15 protein-coding genes are annotated in these 18,185 nt (G+C 72.8%); 6 read left to right on the top strand and 9 right to left on the bottom strand.

Annotated features, from left to right (window positions below; genetic code table 11):
• Positions 1 to 34: 34 nt before the first annotated feature.
• Positions 35 to 1,729 (top strand): adenine deaminase C-terminal domain-containing protein, encoded by a 1,695-nt coding sequence (locus tag ACSTA4_RS14250; protein ID WP_444963962.1) that lies wholly within the window; start codon positions 35 to 37, stop codon positions 1,727 to 1,729.
• Positions 1,730 to 1,883: 154 nt separating this feature from the next.
• Here the strand turns inward: ACSTA4_RS14250 and ACSTA4_RS14255 are convergent, their stop codons facing one another.
• Positions 1,884 to 2,951, bottom strand: a complete 1,068-nt coding sequence (locus ACSTA4_RS14255) for a hypothetical protein (RefSeq protein WP_444963963.1) — start codon at positions 2,949 to 2,951, stop codon at positions 1,884 to 1,886.
• Positions 2,952 to 3,158: 207 nt separating this feature from the next.
• Positions 3,159 to 3,848, bottom strand: coding sequence for a TetR/AcrR family transcriptional regulator (locus ACSTA4_RS14260; RefSeq protein ID WP_444963964.1), 690 nt, complete (start codon positions 3,846 to 3,848; stop codon positions 3,159 to 3,161).
• 60 nt (positions 3,849 to 3,908) lie between these two features.
• Here ACSTA4_RS14260 and ACSTA4_RS14265 point away from each other — a divergent pair, with 60 nt between their 5' ends.
• Positions 3,909 to 5,351, top strand: a complete 1,443-nt coding sequence (locus ACSTA4_RS14265; RefSeq protein WP_444963965.1) for an aldehyde dehydrogenase family protein — start codon at positions 3,909 to 3,911, stop codon at positions 5,349 to 5,351.
• A gap of 45 nt (positions 5,352 to 5,396) precedes the next feature.
• On the opposite strand, the gene ctaD is transcribed toward ACSTA4_RS14265, so the two are convergent.
• Both ctaD and ACSTA4_RS14275 read right to left on the bottom strand, forming a co-directional pair.
• Positions 5,397 to 7,043, bottom strand: a complete 1,647-nt coding sequence (gene ctaD, locus ACSTA4_RS14270) for an aa3-type cytochrome oxidase subunit I (protein ID WP_444963966.1) — start codon at positions 7,041 to 7,043, stop codon at positions 5,397 to 5,399.
• Positions 7,044 to 7,458: 415 nt separating this feature from the next.
• A complete protein-coding gene (locus tag ACSTA4_RS14275; RefSeq protein ID WP_444964175.1) occupies positions 7,459 to 9,078 on the bottom strand; it encodes a polysaccharide deacetylase family protein in 1,620 nt (539 codons plus the stop codon).
• Between the two features lie 383 nt (positions 9,079 to 9,461).
• Here ACSTA4_RS14275 and ACSTA4_RS14280 point away from each other — a divergent pair, with 383 nt between their 5' ends.
• Complete coding sequence (locus tag ACSTA4_RS14280; protein WP_444963967.1) at positions 9,462 to 9,887, top strand: hypothetical protein; 426 nt, start codon at positions 9,462 to 9,464, stop codon at positions 9,885 to 9,887.
• A gap of 84 nt (positions 9,888 to 9,971) precedes the next feature.
• Here ACSTA4_RS14280 and ACSTA4_RS14285 read toward each other — a convergent pair whose 3' ends face one another.
• On the bottom strand, positions 9,972 to 11,066 hold the full coding sequence (locus tag ACSTA4_RS14285; protein WP_444963968.1) for a pyroglutamyl peptidase: 1,095 nt from the start codon (positions 11,064 to 11,066) through the stop codon (positions 9,972 to 9,974).
• Between the two features lie 197 nt (positions 11,067 to 11,263).
• Between ACSTA4_RS14285 and amaB the strand changes: the two genes are divergently transcribed.
• From amaB to ACSTA4_RS14300, 3 genes are all read left to right on the top strand, one after another.
• Positions 11,264 to 12,808, top strand: coding sequence for an L-piperidine-6-carboxylate dehydrogenase (gene amaB, locus ACSTA4_RS14290; RefSeq protein ID WP_444963969.1), 1,545 nt, complete (start codon positions 11,264 to 11,266; stop codon positions 12,806 to 12,808).
• Between the two features lie 144 nt (positions 12,809 to 12,952).
• The gene (locus ACSTA4_RS14295; protein ID WP_248770339.1) at positions 12,953 to 13,420 is read left to right on the top strand and encodes a MarR family winged helix-turn-helix transcriptional regulator; all 468 of its coding nucleotides are present in this window, start codon (positions 12,953 to 12,955) and stop codon (positions 13,418 to 13,420) included.
• Between the two features lie 65 nt (positions 13,421 to 13,485).
• Positions 13,486 to 13,914, top strand: a complete 429-nt coding sequence (locus ACSTA4_RS14300) for an organic hydroperoxide resistance protein (protein WP_017567433.1) — start codon at positions 13,486 to 13,488, stop codon at positions 13,912 to 13,914.
• Positions 13,915 to 14,126: 212 nt separating this feature from the next.
• Here ACSTA4_RS14300 and ACSTA4_RS14305 read toward each other — a convergent pair whose 3' ends face one another.
• From ACSTA4_RS14305 to ACSTA4_RS14320, 4 genes are all read right to left on the bottom strand, one after another.
• Positions 14,127 to 15,137 (bottom strand): hemolysin family protein, encoded by a 1,011-nt coding sequence (locus ACSTA4_RS14305; RefSeq protein ID WP_444963970.1) that lies wholly within the window; start codon positions 15,135 to 15,137, stop codon positions 14,127 to 14,129.
• Positions 15,134 to 16,516: a hemolysin family protein gene (locus tag ACSTA4_RS14310; protein ID WP_444963971.1), complete on the bottom strand. Its 1,383-nt coding sequence runs from the start codon at positions 16,514 to 16,516 to the stop codon at positions 15,134 to 15,136. The genes ACSTA4_RS14305 and ACSTA4_RS14310 overlap by 4 nt, the downstream gene beginning before the upstream one ends.
• 239 nt (positions 16,517 to 16,755) lie before the next feature.
• Positions 16,756 to 17,316, bottom strand: coding sequence for a TrmH family RNA methyltransferase (locus ACSTA4_RS14315; protein WP_248770342.1), 561 nt, complete (start codon positions 17,314 to 17,316; stop codon positions 16,756 to 16,758).
• 123 nt (positions 17,317 to 17,439) lie between these two features.
• Entirely contained in the window at positions 17,440 to 18,111 is a 672-nt protein-coding gene (locus tag ACSTA4_RS14320; RefSeq protein ID WP_444963972.1) for a class I SAM-dependent methyltransferase, read from the bottom strand.
• Positions 18,112 to 18,185 lie beyond the last annotated feature (74 nt).

The following is an 18,185-nucleotide window of genomic DNA, read 5'->3' on the forward strand; positions in this document are numbered from 1 at the left end:
CCGCGACCGCGCACCGGAAGGGGAACCGACTCCGATGCTCACCGCAGACCTGCTCATCCGCGGCGGAGACGTCGTCTCCGTCCACACCGGCCAGGTGTGGCGGGCCGACGTCGCCGTGGTCGGCGACGCGATCCGCGCGGTGCTGCCGCCGGGCACCCCGGTCGAGGCCCGCCAGACCGTCGACGCCGACGGGCTCGTGGTCGCGCCCGGGTACGTGGACGCGCACATGCACATCGAGAGCTCCCTGCTGGCCCCGGCCGAGTTCGCCCGGGTCACGCTCGCGCGCGGCACCACGACCGTGCTCGCCGACGCCCACGAGATCGTCAACGTCGCCGGGCGCGAGGGGCAGGCGTGGATGATCGCGCAGGGCCAGTCCACCGGGCAGACCATGCGCTGGGCGGTCCCCTCGTGCGTGCCCGCGCTCGACGGGTTCGAGACGGCCGGGGCCCGCCTGGACGCCGACGACGTCGCCGAGATGCTGGACTGGGAGGGGGTCACCACCCTCGGCGAGGTGATGGACTACCGTGCGGTGGTCTCCGGCGACCCCAGGATGGACGCCATCATCGCCGCGGCCCGCAGCCGGGGCGTGCGCCTGGACGGGCACTGCCCCAACCTGTCCGGCGCCGAGCTAGGCGAGTACCTGTGGGCCGGGATCGACTCCGACCACTGCAAGAACACCGCCGAGGTGGCGGTGGAGAAGGCCCGCCTGGGCATGCTGCTGATGCTCCAGGAGAAGTGCCTGACCCCCGAGGTCGTGCGGGCGCTGCTGGACCTGCCGCACCTGCCCGACTTCTGCCTGGTCACCGACGACATCGTCGTGGACGCCATCGTGAGCACCGGCCACCTGGACCGCGTGGGGGCGGTGGCACTCGAACGCGGACTGCCCCCGCTGGCGGTGCTGCGGGCGCTCACGCTCCAGCCCGCGCGCAGGCTCGGCCTCGACGACCGGGGGACCGTCACCCCGGGCAAGCGCGCCGACCTGGTCCTGCTGCGCTCGCTCACCGAGCTGACCCCCGTGGTCGCGATCGCGGGCGGCGAGGTCGTGGGCCGCGACGGCGCCCCGCTCACCGGCCCCGGACCCGCGCCGGACCACCCGTTCGGCGGCACGGTGCGCATCAGCGCTCCCGACGCGCAGGCGGCCCGCTGGCGGGTGGACCTGCCCGACGGCGACCACGCCTTCCGGGCGCTGCGGGTGAACCCGGTGGACACCTACACCGAGCCGGACGAGGTCGTGCTGCCCGTGCGCGGGGGAGTGGTGCACTGGCAGGGCCGGACCGCGGTGGTGGCGGTCTTCGAGCGCCACACCGGGGCGGGCGGGGTGGCGTTCGCACCGGTCACCGGCCAGGAACTGGGCGCGGGGGCCTTCGCCACCACCTACGCCCACGACAGCCACAACCTCACCGTCGTGGCCACGGGCGAGGAGGCGCTGCGCGAGGCCGCCGCGCGGGTGGTGTCCTGGGGCGGCGGCATGAGCCTGGTCCGCGAGGGCGGCGAGGGCGCCGGGATCGCCCTGCCCGTCGGCGGGGTCATGTCGGAGCGGCCCGCCGACGAGGTGGCCCGGGCCACCCGGGAGCTGCGCGCGGAGCTGGCGGCGTGGGGCTGGGACAACCGCAACGCCTTCATGAGCCTGTCCACGCTGACCCTGGCGGTGTCCCCGAGCGTGAAGATCACCGACCGGGGCCTGGTGCGCGTGGTCGAGCGCGCCTGGGAACCGGCGACGGTGGGCTGACACCCGCCCGCGGAGCCCCGCCCCGGGCAGGGGCGCGGCTCCGCGGGTGAGATTTTCTCCCACAGGCAGGGGGATCGGGACGGCGGCCGTCGCACGGCCCGCCTGATGCCGCCCCTGGCCCGACCCGCGAGCCGCGTCGTCCCGCCGACCGCTCTCAGCCTTCGTCCCCGCCCGTGCCGCGGGGCAGGGCCGTCAGACGCGACTGCCCCACCGCGAGATAGAAGGGTGAGGGCACGACCGGGCGCCTGCCCCGTAGCAGGCGGCGCACGTTGAACTCGGCCCACTTCGGGGCGTCCCTGGTCGCGGTGTACAGCAGCACCGCCTCACCGGCCCCCTCCAGCGCGTGCAGCGCGGGCCCGTACACACCACGCGCCATCCACTCCGGCGTATCCGTGTGATCGGTGTCCAGCACACGCACCGGGGCCGTCCACCCCGACCGTTCCGGGACGAGTTCGGCGGCCGTGGTGATCCACAGGCCCTGGTCGGGAAAGTGCGGTGTGCCGTGCAGGTTCGATCCCCGGGCCAGCACCATGACCCACCGGCCGTCCACGCGGTGGACGGCGTTGTCGAAGAATCCCTCCTCGGGCCCCGCGAAGACCTTCGGCGCCGACCACGACAGGCCGTCGGTGCTCTCGGTGACCCGGAGTTCGTAGTCGGGCAGCTCGCCCGGTCCGATCTCGTGCGGGTTCGCCTGGAACCACATCAGGTAGCGGCCCCGGTCGTGGACCACGAGAGGCTCCAGCACACTCATGCGGGGCGCGCTGCCGCGCAGGACGGGCTCCGCGCGGCGCTCCCACCGTCCCCCGCGGTACTCCAGGACCCCGATCGCGTAGCTGCTGCGGCTCCCGTAGTGCCGGAGCGAGGCGCGCCCGGTGTAGTAGAGGCGCGGCGGGTGGCCGTCGATGCCGGGCACGAACGAGGGCGTGTGCATCCCCGCGCGGTCCCATCCGTCACGGGGAGGGTCCACGACCAGCGGCCTCACCCGGCCGCGCGCGTCGGTGTCGAACACCCACCGCCCGCTGTCCAGCGCCTGACCGGGTGCCAGACGCGCACGGTAGAGACGGTTGCGGAACGTCGTGGAGAAGCCGCCCAGGTACATCGTCGGGACGCCGTCGATCACGTGTACATCGGGGTCACCGGCGCCCAGCAGTCCGCGCGGCATCGGCCCGTCGACCATGTCCCACAGTGCCGTGGACTGACCTGGAGCATCGATCGAGAACATGCCTGCCTCCGGGGATCGGGCACGCCGAACGGCGCGGACTCCCCTGGGGATCAGGTAGGTCGTTGCCCCGACGGTAACAGCGTCCACGCGATGAGGCCAGGGGTGTTCCCATCCCCGCCGCCACCGCTCCGGGTGCCGCGACGTCTCCGGGCGGCGGTGGGCCCCTCTCAGGGGAGGGCCGTCTGGGAGCCGTGCGGTGCCACGACCTCAGCCGGTGCGGCCGCCCGGGGCCCTTCCGGCCGGGTCGGCGGGCCGGGCCCCTCCGGGGGCTCCCGCCTCCCGGTGGCCCAGGGCGCGCAGCAGGTAGGGCAGGAGCCGGTCGGCCATGTCGTGGCCCGGGGAGGCGCCGGGCGCGGGCGGCACCAGGAACGTGTGGCTGACCATCGGGCCGATCACCATCTCCGCCACCACCATCGGGTCCTCCACCGGCGGGATCTCCCCGCGCGCGACGGCGCGCTCCACCACCGCCAGCACCCGCTCCTGGAGCGGCACCACGAAGTCGCCGAAGAGCGCGTCGGCGAGCGCCTGGTTGTGCGCCGCCTCGCCCAGCACCGCGCGCAGCAGCCTCCCCGAGGACCCCTCCAGGGCCGCGGCCTTGTCGTGCAGGAGCCGGGACAGGTCCGAGCGCAGCGCGCCCGTGTCCAGGTCGGGCCCCAGGTTCTCCGCCCAGTCCCGGGCGGCTCCCAACACCAGGTCCTCCTTGGAGCGCCAGCGGCGGTAGAGGGTGGCGGTGGAGACACCGGCCCGCCGTGCGACGGCGGCCGTGGTCAGACCGCCGTACCCGTGCAGTTCGAGTTCGGCGAGGGTGGCGTCCATCAGCGCGCGGTCCCGGGAGGCGTCGCGCGGTCGGCCCCGTTGGGGGGCGCGCGAGGCGTCGGGCAGATGGTCGGTGGTCATGCCCGAATCCTATGCGAGTGAGGCCTAGGGAAACGAAAGCGTTTCGTTTAGTATCGCTCCATGACCGAGACCCAAGGCGCTCCCGCCGCCGAGGCCGCCCCCCGGCCCCCCGCCGAGCCGCTCACCCTGACCACCGAGATCCCGCCGGTGGTCGCCCGCCTGCGCGCCGCCTTCGCCTCCGGCCGCACCAAGCCGGTCGCCTGGCGCCGCGCCCAGCTGCGCGCGCTGCGCCGCATGCTCACCGAGGAGCGCACCGCGTTCGAACGCGCGCTCGGGGCCGACCTCGGCAAGAGCCCCATCGAGTCCCACACCACCGAGATCGGCTTCGTGGTCAACGAGATCGACCACACCCTCAGACACCTGGCCTCCTGGCTGCGCCCGCAGCGGGTGCCGGTGCCCGTCGCCCTGGCCCCGGCCAGGGCCCGCCGCGTGCGCGAGCCCCTGGGCACCGTGCTGATCATCGCCCCGTGGAACTACCCGGTGAACCTGTCCCTGGCTCCCCTGGTCGGCGCCCTCGCCGCGGGCAACGCCGCCCTGGTCAAGCCCAGCGAACTGGCCCCGGCCACCTCCGCCGCCCTGGCCGAGCTGCTGCCCCGCTACCTGGACACCGAGGCGGTCGCGGTCGTGGAGGGCGGCATCCCCGAGAGCACCGCCCTGCTGGACGAGCGCTTCGACCACATCTTCTACACCGGCAACGGCGCCGTGGCCCGCATCGTCATGGCCGCCGCCGCCAAGCACCTGACCCCCGTCACCCTGGAGCTGGGCGGCAAGAGCCCGGCCATCGTCGAACCCGGTGTGGACCTGGCCACCACCGCCCGCCGCCTGGCCTGGGGCAAGTTCACCAACACCGGTCAGACCTGCGTGGCCCCCGACTACGTGCTCGCCGTCGGCGACACCGCCGAACCGCTCCAGCGCGAGCTGGCCGCCGCCATCACCGAGATGTTCGGCGAGGACCCCTCGCGCAGCGCCGACTACGGGCGCATCGTCAACGAGCGCCACTTCGCCCGGATCACCGCCCTGCTGGGCAGCGGCACCGTGGTCACCGGCGGACAGCACGACATCGACCGCCTCTACGTCGCCCCCACCGTCCTGGGCGACGTGGCACCCGACTCCCCGGTGATGTCGGAGGAGATCTTCGGCCCCGTCCTGCCGGTCCTGCGGGTTCCCGACCTGGACGCGGCCATCGCCTTCGTCAACGAACGCGACAAGCCGCTGGCGCTGTACGGCTTCACCGACTCCGAGGAGACCAAGCGCCGCCTGACCACCGAGACCTCCTCGGGCGGGCTGGCCTTCGGTCTGCCGGTCGCCCACCTGGCCGTCCCCGACCTGCCCTTCGGCGGCGTGGGGGACAGCGGCATGGGCGCCTACCACTCCGCGGCCTCCCTGGACACCTTCTCGCACACCAAGTCGGTGCTGGACAAGTCGCTGTTCATGGACACCATGCGCATCGCCTACGCGCCCGTCACCGACCTCAAGCAGAAGCTGCTGCGCCGGTTCCTCTGAGCGGGGGAGTGGGGGCGGGCAGCGGCCCGCCCCCGCCCGCGCGGGTCAGCGCCTCGGGGCGGCCTCCCCGCGCCCGGCCTCGTCCAGGGCCTGCGCCGCCACGTGCGGGTGGTTCAGGTCGAACGCGGGACGCTCGGAGCGGATCCGCGGCAGCGACGTGAAGTTGTGCCGCGGCGGCGGGCAGGACGTGGCCCACTCCAGCGAGCAGCCGTAGCCCCACGGGTCGTCCATCCCCACCTGGGGGGCGTTGCGCGCGGTCACGAAGACGTTCCAGAAGAAGATCAGCGTCGAGGCCGCCAGCACGAACGAGGACACCGAGGAGATCTGGTTCAACTGCGTGAACCCGTCACCGGGCAGGTAGTCGGCGTAGCGGCGCGGGAAACCCGCCGCGCCCAGCCAGTGCTGCACCAGGAACGTGCCGTGGAAGCCCAGGAACAGCAGCCAGAAGTGGAACTTGCCCAGACCCTCGTGGAGCATCGTCCCGGTGAACTTGGGCCACCAGAAGTAGAAGCCCGCGAACATCGCGAACACCACCGTGCCGAACACCACGTAGTGGAAGTGGGCCACCACGAAGTAGGAGTCGGTGACGTGGAAGTCGATCGGCGGGGAGGCCAGCAGCACACCGGTCAGACCGCCGAACAGGAAGGTCACCAGGAACCCGATCGAGAACAGCATCGGCGTCTCGAAACTGATCTGGCCCCGCCACATCGTGCCGATCCAGTTGAAGAACTTCACCCCGGTCGGCACCGCGATGAGGAAGCTCATGAACGAGAAGAACGGCAGCAGCACCGCACCCGTCGGGAACATGTGGTGCGCCCACACCGTCACCGACAGGCCGGTGATGGCGATGGTCGCCGCCACCAACCCCTTGTAGCCGAAGATCGGCTTGCGGCTGAACACCGGCAGGATCTCGGTCACGATGCCGAAGAACGGCAGCGCGATGATGTACACCTCGGGGTGGCCGAAGAACCAGAACAGGTGCTGCCACAGGATGGCCCCGCCGTGCTCGGCGTTGAACACCTGCGTGCCGACCATGCGGTCCGCGCCCAGAGCGATCAGGGCCGCCGTCAGCACGGGGAACGCGATGAGCACCAGCACGCTGGTCAGGATGATGTTCCAGGTGAAGATCGGCATGCGGAACATCGTCATACCGGGCGCGCGCATGCACAGGGCGGTCGTGATGAAGTTGACCGCGCCCAGGATGGTGCCCAGACCCGACACCACCAGCCCCATGATCCACAGGTCGCCCCCCACCCCCGGTGAGTGGACCGCCGAGGACAGGGGTGTGTAGGCGAACCAGCCGAAGCTGGCCGCGCCGCCCGGGGTCAGGAACCCGGCCGAGACGATCAGCCCGCCGAACAGGAACAGGTAGTAGCCGAACAGGTTCATCCTCGGGAACGCCACGTCGGGCGCGCCGATCTGCAACGGCATGATCACGTTGCCGAAACCCACGAACAGCGGGGTCGCGAAGAGCAGCAGCATGATCGTGCCGTGCATGGTGAACAGCTGGTTGTACTCGTCGTTGGACATGATCTGCATGCCCGGGAAGAACAGTTCGGCGCGGATGAGCACCGCCAGGATTCCGCCGAAGACGAAGAAGACGAAGGCGGTGATGATGTACATGTACCCGATGACCTTGTGGTCGGTCGAGGTCAGCCAGCTCACGATGATCGACCCCTTGCGGGTCTTCACGGAGGACTCCTCTGCCTCGGTCTTGGCTGGTGCCACTGCTCGTGCCTCCGTGCGGAAGATGGGTGCGGGCGAATGGGAAAAACGAGGCTTTTCCTTTTTGGGGGTGATTCGGGAAGGGAATGTCCCGGGCCTCGGAAACGCAACCTAGCCCATCGGGTCCGCCGGAAGCGGTGATCGCCACCAGCGTTTTCTCGAACGGAAGGAGAATGTCCTCTTTGTTGGTGAAAAGGGGTGCGGGGGAGTTCCCTCGCCAGCGCTCTCCCGGCTGTCGGCCGCGGTCCTCCGGACGCCGCCCCGGGCGCGGCGGGCGCCCGTCCACGGCTCCGCGGGCGCACCGTCCCGGCGCGGGCCGCCGCCTCGCGGGCCCCGGCCGGGACCTTCTCCCGGCCGGGGCCCCGCCGCGCGGGCGCGGGGCCTAGGAGAGCCGCGCGTCGGTGTACACGTCGCCCGACTCCATGCCCTGGTAGCCGAAGATGTCGGTGACCGTCACGAAGTGGTAGCCCCGCCGGTGCAGTCCCGCCAGCACGTCCGGGATCGCCTCCACGGAGGTCTCGTGGATGTCGTGGAAGAGCACCACGCTCCCCGGCACGGTGTTGTCCAGCGCCGCCGCGCTGACCTCCTCGGTGTCGCGGCTCCTCCAGTCCAGCGTGTCCACGTCCCACAGGATCAGGGGCTGTTCCACCGTCTTGCGCACCGTCCCGTTCAGCGACCCGTAGGGCGGCCGGATGGTCGGCGGCTCCACCCCGGTCACCTCGCGCACGGCCGCGTTGGTGCGTTCGATGTCCTTGCGGATCTCGTCGGCCGACATCTTGGCCAGGTCGTCGTGCTTCCAGGTGTGGTTGCCCAGCTCGTGGCCCTCCTCGGCCATGCGCTCCACCGGTGCGGGGAACTCGTCCACGAGCGAGCCCAGCACGTAGAACGTGGCGCGGGCGTCGTACTCGGCCAGGCTGTCCAGCAACTGGTCGGTGTGCTCGCCCGGCCCGTCGTCGAAGGTCAGTGCCACGCACTTGAGGCGCTCGCAGTCCAGGGTGTGCCCCTGGGAGCTCAGGCCCCCCTCGTCCTGCGAGAGGTCGTCGCCCAGGCCGTCCCCGTTCAGGGCCGCCTCCCGGGCCAGGTAGCCCAGTTCGGACAGCAGCCCCTCGACGTCGGCGGCCTCCACCGGGACCAGCACCTCGCCGACCCGGCCCGCGCTGGGCACCGCGTCGGGGTCCATGCGCACGGCCAGGCCGCCCGCCGTGCTGAAGGCCAGGTCGCCCAGGGGCGAGCCCGCCCAGCGCTCGGCGGCCTCCCGGGCCTGGTCGGGCTCGGACAGGTCGAGCGGCTCGGAGCCCCCGTCCGCCTCCCCGCCGCCGGGTTCCCCGGCCGCCTCACTGTTGGAATCCCCGGCCGCCCCACCGTTGGTCGTCCCGCCCCGCCCGTCGGCGGACGCGCCGCCCTCCGGCGCCGACCGCTCGCCCGAGGCGACCTCGCCGACCAGCCCGGGCAACTGGCGCTCGGGCAGGTTGTACCCCTCCTCCAGGACCTCGGCCAGGGCCAGGTGGGCCCGCTCGATCGCCTCCTCGTCCCGGAACAGCGAGGTCCAGGGCAGCACCTCCCCGCTGTCGGCGTCGTACCACAGGGTGTCGGCCTCGAAGGTCTCGTCCCCGCCCGCGGAGGCGGTCGCGGTCAGCCGCGCGCCCACCACCTCCGGCGAGGCGGCGAGGATGGCCGTGTCCTGGTGCAGCTCGGGGGAGCCGCCCTCCGGCAGGTCCTCCAGGAAGGCGGTCTGGCGCGCGGCCATGGCGGTGCGCGCCTCCACCGTCAGCGGGTGGTCGCCGCCCAGCCGCGGGTAGCGGTAGCTCACCGCGCTGTCGTCGGTGGTCACCGACACGGTGCCCGCCTCCATCCCCGCCAGGTCGTCGGGCGAGGAGCGGACCGGCTCGGCGTAGGGCAGCTCCTGTTCCACGGCGTGGCAGCCGGGGACCAGGAGCAGACCCACGGCCGCGCTGACGGAGAGTTTGCGTCGTAGTGAGGTGACAGCCACGAGGGGGACCATATCCGAGCCGCTCACCTCAGCGTGAATCGCCTCGCAGGCGTGCGCGTACTCAGCGTGTCCGGTGTGCGGTCACGCTCCGTTCACCCGACCCGCCTCAGGCGGACCGCATGCCGCCTCCGGGAAGGCCCGTGGGGAGGGTCGCGCCGCCGTGTCCCCGGTGGACCCGGGGTCCGGCTCCGGACCCCGGGTCCGGGGCTTTGCGGCCACCTGCCCGCACTGTCCGAAACCCGGTGCGGGCGCGGGTGCGCCGGTCCCCGGCGGGTCCGCGTTCCGGCCATACTGATTCCGAAGGGGCGTACACGGTGTTCCCCCGCGAATCCGGATGCCGGTGACACGCCCTCCCCCGTCGGAGCGCCCGCTCCGTCCACCCCTGAAAGGCGCCCATGAGTTACGGTCCCGGAACCGGCGGCTACTTCCCCCCGAGCGGGGGAAGCGGAGGCCACCAGCCCCCTCCCGGAGGAGGCGGAGGCTATCCGCCGCCCGGCGGCGGCCTCCCCCCGCCCCCCGGAGGCTGGTACGGCGGCCCCGGCTACCAGCCGCCGCCCCCGCCCGCGAGCCAGGGCTCGGCCATCGGCGCGCTCATCGCCAACATCTTCGGCCTGTGCCTGTGCTGGACGCTGTCGATCGTCGGCCTCATCCTGGCCATCGTCGCGCTGACCATGACCGCCACCAACCCCCAGTCGGCCAGGACCTGCACCATCATCTCCTGGGTGCTCTTCGGAGTCGGGACCGCGCTGTACGCCGTCCTGTTCTTCGTCTACGGGGCTGCGGGTCTCATGGGCGTCTTCGCGGCCGACCCGTCCTACTGAGACGGGCGGGAGCGCCCACCACCAGCGCCCACCGCCGCGCGGCCCCGCGCGGCGGTGGGCGCCCCGACGAGGTGGGGGAGGGGGTCAGTCCTCCCCCGGCTCCTGTCGGGGCTCGGCCGCGTCGGCGGCCACGGCCGCCACGATCCGCCGGACCTGCGCCAGGACCGCGGCGTTCTCCCCCGGGGAGGCCACCTTGGGCAGGTGCACGTGCCCGGCCGCGATCCGCCGACCCGCCCGGTCCCGCAGCAGCGTGTTGCGGTAGGCGATCTCGTTGGACAGGTAGTCCCCGCCTCCCCCGCGGCGCGCGGCCGACCCCTCCGTGGGGCCGTCCGGGCGCACCACCACCCCGCGCCCGTCCGGCGCTGCCTCGGCCACCTCGGTGTTGACCACCACCGGGTAGGGGTCCTGCCGCACCGCCGCCAGGATCCGCTCGTGGGGCAGCGAGGAGAGCGTCCACTCCGGGGCGCCGGGGCCGGGCACCGGCGCCCGGCCGGTGCGCGACACCCGCAGGTTGTCCTCGCCCCCGCCGCGCCAGACGCCGTTCCACACCTCCAGGTCGAAGCGGCCCGCACGCCCGCGGCTGAGCGTGACCACCGCGTCCGCGCGCCGGTGCTGCCCGGCCAGCGCCTCCTCCACCAGCCCGGCGTCGAAGTCCGCCCAGCGCACCGGGAACACCGCGGTGCGCACCACGGCCGTGCGCGCGCCCACGGGGAAGGTCCACCCGTTCAGGTCCAGCGCCGCCGCGCCGGAGGGGTTGGAGCACGCCGGGTCCTCGTCCAGGCGGAAGGGGTCGAAGCCGGTCACGACCACCCGCACCCACCGGTCGCCCGGCGGGAAGTCGAGGTCGGCGATGCCGCGCGAGCCCGTCTCCAGCAGGTGCAGCAGGTCGGCGCGGTCGGCGTCGGACACGGCGAAGCCCGGGCGCCAGGAGCGCAGCCGGGCCGAGAGCACCAGCCGCGCCCAGTACAGGGGGCGGTCGTCGGCGCCGTCGCGGGCGGCCTCCGTCCACAGCCGGGAGGCGTGCGCGGCGACGACCTCCCGTGCCTGGGAGAGGTCGGCGCTCGCCCGCAGGTCGGCGCTGAACAGGGGCTCGGCCGCGCCGAAGCCGGAGCGGGTCAGGACCAGGCGGGGCTCGGCGAGACCGGCGCGGTCCTCTTCGGGGGTGGTGTGGTGGTGCACGGGGGTCGCTGTCCGTCTCAGGGGCGTCGGGAGGGCCGCCGGGGGAGGGGCCAGCCGAGTCTAACGCCGCCCGGGACCGCCCCGGGGACGGGGCGTGCGGCGCGTCCGGCCGACGAGACACGGGGGCTGGACCGGCGGGGTCGGACTTGGCAGGGTGTGAGGTGACCGCCCGTTCCTCTCAACGGAGAGAGCAGCACATGCCGACTTCCGCCCTCCCCACCACCGCCTCCCTCGCCGACCGCGCGCGGGCCGCCCTGGACCGGTGCCGCGTCGCCGCGCCCCGGGAACCGGCCGGGGCCGGCGCGGCCAGATCGCCTATCACCGGCCAGGACCTCTTCGCCCTGGGCCACGATTCCGCCGCCGACGTCGAGCAGGCCGTCACCGAGGCCCGGGAGGCCTTCGCCGCCTGGCGCGACACCCCCGCCCCGGTGCGCGGTCAGCTCGTCCACAGGCTCGGTGAGCTGCTGCGCGAGCACAAGGCCGACCTGGCCGAGCTGGTGACCGTCGAGGCGGGCAAGATCCGCTCCGAGGCGCTGGGCGAGGTCCAGGAGATGATCGACATCTGCGACCTGGCCGTGGGCATGTCCCGGCAGCTGTACGGGCGCACCATGCCCTCCGAGCGGCCCGGCCACCGGCTCATGGAGACCTGGCACCCGCTGGGCGTGGTCGGTGTGATCACCGCCTTCAACTTCCCGGTGGCGGTGTGGTCGTGGAACACCTGCGTGGCCCTGGTGTGCGGCGACACCGTGGTCTGGAAGCCCTCGGAGCTGACCCCGCTCACCGCGCTGGCCTGCCACGGCCTGCTCATGCGCGCGGCCCAGGAGGTCGGCGCGCCCGCCGAAGGCCTGCACCGGGTCGTGCTGGGCGGCCGCGAGATCGGCCGGGCCCTGGCCGACGACCCCCGGGTGGCCCTGCTCTCGGCCACCGGCTCGACCGCCATGGGCCGCGAGGTGGCGCCCCGGGTGGCCGCCCGCATGGGCCGCTACCTGCTGGAACTGGGCGGCAACAACGCGGCCGTGGTCGCGCCCTCCGCCGACCTTGACCTGGTGGTGCGCGGCAGCGTCTTCTCCGCCGCGGGCACCGCGGGCCAGCGCTGCACGACGCTGCGCCGCCTCATCGTGCACGAGGACGTGGCCGAGGAGGTCACCCGGCGGATCGTGGACGCCTACAAGCAGCTGCGCGACCGCGTCGGCGACCCCTTCGCGGAGTCCACGCTGGTGGGTCCGCTGGTGGGCGAGCGCGGGTACGCCGCGATGCGTTCGGCGCTGGAGCGCGCCGCGGCCGAGGGCGGCCAGGTGCTGGTCGGCGGAGGCCGCGTCCTGGAGGAGGAGGCCGCCGACGCCTACTACGTCGAGCCCGCGGTGGTGCGCATGCCCGGCCAGACCGCCGTCGTGCGCGAGGAGACCTTCGCGCCGATCCTGTACGTGATGCCCTACCGCACGCTGGAGGAGGCGGTGGAGCTGCACAACGGCGTGCCCCAGGGACTGTCGTCGTCGATCTTCACCCAGGACCAGTCCGAGGCCGAGCGGTTCCTGTCCGCGGCCGGTTCGGACTGCGGGATCGTCAACGTCAACATCGGCACCTCCGGCGCGGAGATCGGCGGCGCCTTCGGCGGGGAGAAGGACACCGGCGGCGGCCGCGAGTCGGGTTCGGACTCCTGGAAGGCCTACATGCGCCGGGCGACCAACACGGTCAACTACGGTGGCGAGCTGCCGCTGGCCCAGGGCGTGAGCTTCCTCTGAGGTCCCCGGTGCCCGCGTCCGGCCGGACGCGGGCACCCGCTCCCGCGACACACCAAAAAAGTTGCGCGCGATCATGTTGCGCGCAACTGAATTCTGTTACGGTGGTGCCCACCGAACGGTTCCGCACGCGCAGGAGGGAACACCGTGGCCGACGAGCAAGGGGAGAACCCCCTCGCCCTGGACAACCAGCTGTGCTTCTCCCTCTACGCGGCCTCCCGGGCCATGACCGGGCTCTACCGGGAACTGCTGGGCGACCTGGAACTGACCTATCCCCAGTACCTGGTCATGCTCGTGCTCTGGGAGCGCGGAACGCTCACCGTCAAGGAACTCAGCCGGGCCCTGCACCTGGACTCGGGCACGCTCTCGCCGCTGCTGCGCCGCCTGGAGTGCGCCGGACTCCTGAGCCGCGAACGCAGTTCCACCGACGAGCGCGTCGTCGAGGTCTCGGCCACCCCGAAGGGCGACGCGCTGCGCGCACGCGCCGAGGAGGTCCCCGAACGGGTCCTGTGCTCGGCCGGACTGCCCCGGGAACGGGCCCGGGAGTTGCAGGAGGCGCTCGGGCTGCTCACGCGTTCGGTGGAGACCGCCTCCCGCGGGCGCAGCCCGTGCTGAACGGGGCCGCGGCCCCCCGCCCGTACCACCACACCGATCACGGACCACGAAGGAAAGAGGCAACCATGGCCTACGACGTGATGTACACCGCCAACGCCACCGTCACCGGAGAGGGCCGCAAGGGCAACGGCCGCACCGACGACGGCCGCCTGGAGGTCGACCTGTCCGTGCCCAAGGGCATGGGCGGCGACGACGGCCCCGGCACCAACCCCGAGCAGCTCTTCGCGGTCGGCTACGGCGCCTGCTTCCACGGCGCCCTCAAGGCCGTCGCCCGCAAGGAGAAGGTCGACGTCGACGGCTCCACCATCGACGCCCAGGTCAGCCTGGGCAAGGCCGACGACGGCATGACCCTGGCCGTGGCGCTCACCGTCACCATCCCGGGCGTGGACCAGGCCAAGGCCGAGGAGCTGGTCGAGGGCGCGCACCAGATGTGCCCCTACTCCCGCGCCACCCGCGGCAACATCGAGGTGACCCTGACGGCCAAGACCGCCTAGGTTCCGTACCTGCGCGGAGCCCCCCGGGAACCATCCGGGGGGCTCCGCCGCGTCCGGGCCCGAGGGCGCCGGAATCAGGGGGGAGGGCGCGCACCGCGCCCTGCCCCTTCGCGCGCCCGCGCGTCCCGGTCTCCGGGATAGGCCCGCACACGCACGAGGGGCCGGGAGGGGGCAGACCCCCCTCACGGCCCCTCACGGCCTCACGGCCCCGCTCAGGCGGCCGTGTCCAGCAGCAGCAGGCGGTCCAGGATGTCCTGGAGGGTGACCAGGCCGATCACCTCGCCGTCCGACTCCACCAGGGACAGGTGGCTGCGGCTCTCGCGCATGATGCCCATCGCCGCGTACATCGGCGTCTCCGAGGCCAGGGTGAGCACCGGCCGCATCAGGTCGGCCGCGGTGGTCCCCTCCGGGCTCGTCAGCGCCTCGCGCACGTGCAGCACGCCCACGGGCTCGGCGCCGTCCATCACCACCAGGCGCAGGTGCGTGGACTCCCGCGACACCTGCTTGATGTCGTCCACCGTCGAGTTCGGGGACACCGACGCGATCTCCTCGCGCGGCGTCACGATCTCGTTCAGCGGGCGGGAGTTGACCTCCAGCGCCGTGGCCAGCTGGGCGCGGCGCTCGGGGTCGAGCGCACCGGCCTTGGCCGAGTGCTCCACCAGCTCGCGCACGTCGTCGGGGCCGTGACCGGAGGACATCTCGTCCACCGCCTCCACACCCAGCCGGTGCAGGCACCAGTTGGCCATGCCGTTGAGCATGAGCAGCAGCGGACGGGTGAACCACATGAACGCCCGCATCGGCACGGCCAGCATGATCGCCGACTTCTCCGGGTGCGAGATCGCCCAGGACTTGGGCGCCATCTCACCCACCACCAGGTGCAGGAAGGTCACCACGATCAGCGACAGCACGAAGGAGAGCACGTAGCCCACCGTGTCGGGCAGGCCGCCGAACAGCGGCTCCAGCATGTGGTGGAAGGCGGGCTTGGAGATCGCGCCCAGCGCCAGGGCGCACAGGGTGATCCCCAGCTGCGAACCGGCCAGCAGCAGCGACAGGTCGCGGGCGCTCCTGACCGCGGCCCGCGCCGAGACACTGGACTCGGCGGCCTCCTCCAGCCGGTAGCGGCGCGCCGCCACCAGGGCGAACTCGATCGCCACGAAGAAGGCGCTCAGCGCGATGATCACCGCGGTCAGCGCGAGTGCCACCCACACGTTCATGTCACTCATGCCGACGCCTCCTGCGACTCGTTGCCCTGGGCCTCGTGCAGGCGCAGCTCCACGGTGTGCGGAACGTGCCTCTGCACCGCGCTGACGACCATGGTCAGCCCCATGTCGGGGTCCTCGTCGTGCGCGCTGGGCGGTCTGGGCAGGGCGATGGAGACCCTGTCACCGGCCTCGGGGAGCCGGTGCAGCTCGTGCACCACCAGACCGCCCAGGGTCTCGTAGTCCCCCTCGGGCAGGTCGTGGCCGAGCAGCCGCTCGACCTCGTCGATGTGCAGCGCGCCCGGGACCAGGTAGGAGCCCTCGCCCTCCAGGTAGGAGGGAGACTCCTCCGCGGGGCTGTGCTCGTCGGCGATCTCGCCGACCAGCTCCTCGGCCAGGTCCTCGGTCGTGATGACCCCGGCCAGGCCGCCGTACTCGTCCACCACGCAGGCGAACTCCTCGCCCGCCTCGCGCAGCTGGCTCAGCGCGGAGGGCAGCGGCAGCGACGCGGGAAGCATCACGGTGCGCCGTGCCACCTCGCTGACCTTGGTGTTGGCCAGGTCCCGGTCGCCCAGCGCGAGCACGTCGCGCAGGCAGATGACGCCGACGATGTCGTCCACGCCGTCGCCCAGCACCGGGAAGCGCGAGTGGTCGGAGGCCATCAGCTCCACGACCCGGCTGACCGGGTCGCCCTCCTCCACGGTGGCCACCTCCGGCCGCGGGATCATCGCGTGCCCGGCGGTGCGCTCGTGGAAGTCCAGGGTGCGGTCCAGCAGGGTGGACAGCTCCGGCGGCAGGTCGCCGCTGGCCTTGGACTCGGCGATGATGCTCTCCAGGTCGCGCGCGGTCGCCGCGTGCTGGACGTCCTCGACCGGTTCGATCCGCACCGCCTTGAGCAGCAGGATCGCCGCCTGGTCGAACAGCCAGATGACGGGTCCGAAGATCTTCAGGTAGATCCCCGTGGACAGCGCCAGCCAGCGCGCCACCGGCTCGGGCCGGGCGATGGCCAGGTTCTTGGGGAAGAGCTCTCCGAAGACCATCTGCACGACGGTGGAGAACAGCAGGGCCAGGACGGTGCCGATGGCCACGCCCGTCCCCGTGGGGATTCCGGCCAGGCCGAGAAGCTCGCCGACGCCCTCGCCGATCATCGGCTCGGCCACGTAACCCACCAGCAGGGCGGTCACGGTGATGCCCAGCTGGGCACCGGAGAGCATGAAGGACGTCCGGTTGGTGATGCCCAGGGCCCTCTGGGCCCCGGCGTCCCCGGCCGCCGCCTTCGCCCGCAGTCGCGAGCGGTCCACGGCCATGTAACCGAACTCCTGGGCGACGAAGTAACCCGTCGCCACGGTGATCAGGAAGACCACCACGATCCCGAAGGCGATACTGAGGATGGTGCTCATCATCGGGCACGCACCGCCTGGTTCCGCTTCGGGTTCGGACTCCTACGAGGGTGCGCACCCTTCGTAGAAGGGGGCTCGTCGTCTGTGTCGCAGCATCCGTTCAGGACGCTGCCGGTACTTCGGGACGGGTCCACTGTTCCTCTCTCTGCGCCTGTTGCGCTTTGTGGTGATATGTGACTACCAGGGATAAAGACGATCGGCCTGGGGCGATTGTTCCCCGGCGTTAGGTGTCTTCGGGGCGGTCAGCTCCCGGCGGGGGCGTCGGCCTCCCCGCCCAGCCCGGCCCACTCCCGGCGGCGGGCCTCGGCGAGCGCGATCGCGGTGGCCACGGCCACGTTGAGCGATCCCACCCGTCCGATCTGGGGAACGTAGGTGACGGCGTCCGCGCCCGCCAGCAGGGCGGGGGAGCAGCCGTGGTCCTCGGCGCCCACGGCCAGGCACACGTCCGGCTCCAGGGGAGCCGCGTGCAGCGGCAGCGCGCCGGAGGCCAGCTCGACCGCGACCACCCGGTACCCGTCCGCGCGCGCGGCGGCCAGGGCGTCCGCGGTGGAGGCCATCCGGGTGTGCTCGACCTTGGCGGCGGTGCCCAGGGCGGTCTTGCCGACCTTGGGATCGTCGGGGTCGGCGCTGTTGCCGGTCAACCAGAGCTGGTCGACGCCGAAGGTCGCAGCCGTGCGCAGGATCGAGCCCAGGTTGTAGGGCTGGGTGACCGATTCGACGAGAAGGGCGAGTCGCCCCTCGGTGCGCCTGCGCCACTGGCGGTTCAGGCGTTTGACGTCCGTGGGACGCAACTGCGTGCTCAACTGCGGTGTTTTCCTCGGCGGGTGTTCCCGGGCTGGTCCCGGAGGCCATCTGTTCGCCACAGAGTACAGGTCACCGTGCGTGGGCGCACGCATGACCTGTGACACACCGCGGCAAAAGCCGCGTCAAGCCACGGAACGGCGCACCGCGAGCACCCGGAAACCCGCCCGGGAGGACACCCGTTCGGCGGGCAGGCCCTGCTCGTCCAGCCACTTCTGCAACGAGTCCGAGCCCAGGTGGCGCTGGACCACGAGGTGGGCGACGCCCTCGGGGGTGAGCCGCCCCAGCCACGTGCGCAGCATGGAGTGCAGCACGCCCTTGCCGACCCGGATGGGCGGGTTGGACCACACCGCGTCGAAGGGGCCCAGCAGGCCCTGGGCGGCCACCTCCTCCCGCGCCGGCGCGTTTTCCCCGGGCGCACCCCGCTCCACCGACAGCCCGCCCTCGGGCCCCACCACCGCGAACCGCGCGTTGTCCAGCCCGTGCTCGGCGGCGTTGCGCCGCGCCAGCCCCACCGCACGCGCGTTGACGTCCACGCCCAGCACCCGCGCCCCCGGCGCGCGCGAGGCCATCGTCAGGGCGATGGGCCCGTAGCCGCAGCCCAGGTCGAGCAGGCGCCCGCCCTCGGGCGGCGCCGGGACCGACTCCAGCAGCACCCGCGTGCCGAGGTCGACCTTGTCGGGGGAGAACACGCCCCGGTCGGTGCGCAGCCGCAGGTGCAGGTCCGGCAGGACCAGGTCGGCGGTGGAGGGGCGGCTGGCGGCGCCCGGATCGGAGTCGAAGTAGTGCTGAGCCACGCCGTGACGCTACCAGGGGCGGCCCCGACCACGGCACACGGCAAAAACCTCCCAGCCCCGCGCCAACAAAGGCC

This window comes from Nocardiopsis sp. M1B1, assembly GCF_052466615.1.

What these genes read in the sequence shown, in the direction of transcription:
- ACSTA4_RS14265 (WP_444963965.1), top strand. Translation starts at nt 3,909, where the DNA reads ATGACCGAGACCCAAGGCGCTCCCGCCGCCGAGGCCGCCCCCCGGCCC.
- ACSTA4_RS14305 (WP_444963970.1), bottom strand. Translation starts at nt 15,137, where the DNA reads ATGAGTGACATGAACGTGTGGGTGGCACTCGCGCTGACCGCGGTGATC.
- amaB (WP_444963969.1), top strand. Translation starts at nt 11,264, where the DNA reads ATGCCGACTTCCGCCCTCCCCACCACCGCCTCCCTCGCCGACCGCGCG.
- ACSTA4_RS14275 (WP_444964175.1), bottom strand. Translation starts at nt 9,078, where the DNA reads ATGGTCCCCCTCGTGGCTGTCACCTCACTACGACGCAAACTCTCCGTC.
- ACSTA4_RS14280 (WP_444963967.1), top strand. Translation starts at nt 9,462, where the DNA reads ATGAGTTACGGTCCCGGAACCGGCGGCTACTTCCCCCCGAGCGGGGGA.
- ACSTA4_RS14300 (WP_017567433.1), top strand. Translation starts at nt 13,486, where the DNA reads ATGGCCTACGACGTGATGTACACCGCCAACGCCACCGTCACCGGAGAG.
- ACSTA4_RS14250 (WP_444963962.1), top strand. Translation starts at nt 35, where the DNA reads ATGCTCACCGCAGACCTGCTCATCCGCGGCGGAGACGTCGTCTCCGTC.
- ACSTA4_RS14255 (WP_444963963.1), bottom strand. Translation starts at nt 2,951, where the DNA reads ATGTTCTCGATCGATGCTCCAGGTCAGTCCACGGCACTGTGGGACATG.
- ACSTA4_RS14260 (WP_444963964.1), bottom strand. Translation starts at nt 3,848, where the DNA reads ATGACCACCGACCATCTGCCCGACGCCTCGCGCGCCCCCCAACGGGGC.
- ACSTA4_RS14310 (WP_444963971.1), bottom strand. Translation starts at nt 16,516, where the DNA reads ATGATGAGCACCATCCTCAGTATCGCCTTCGGGATCGTGGTGGTCTTC.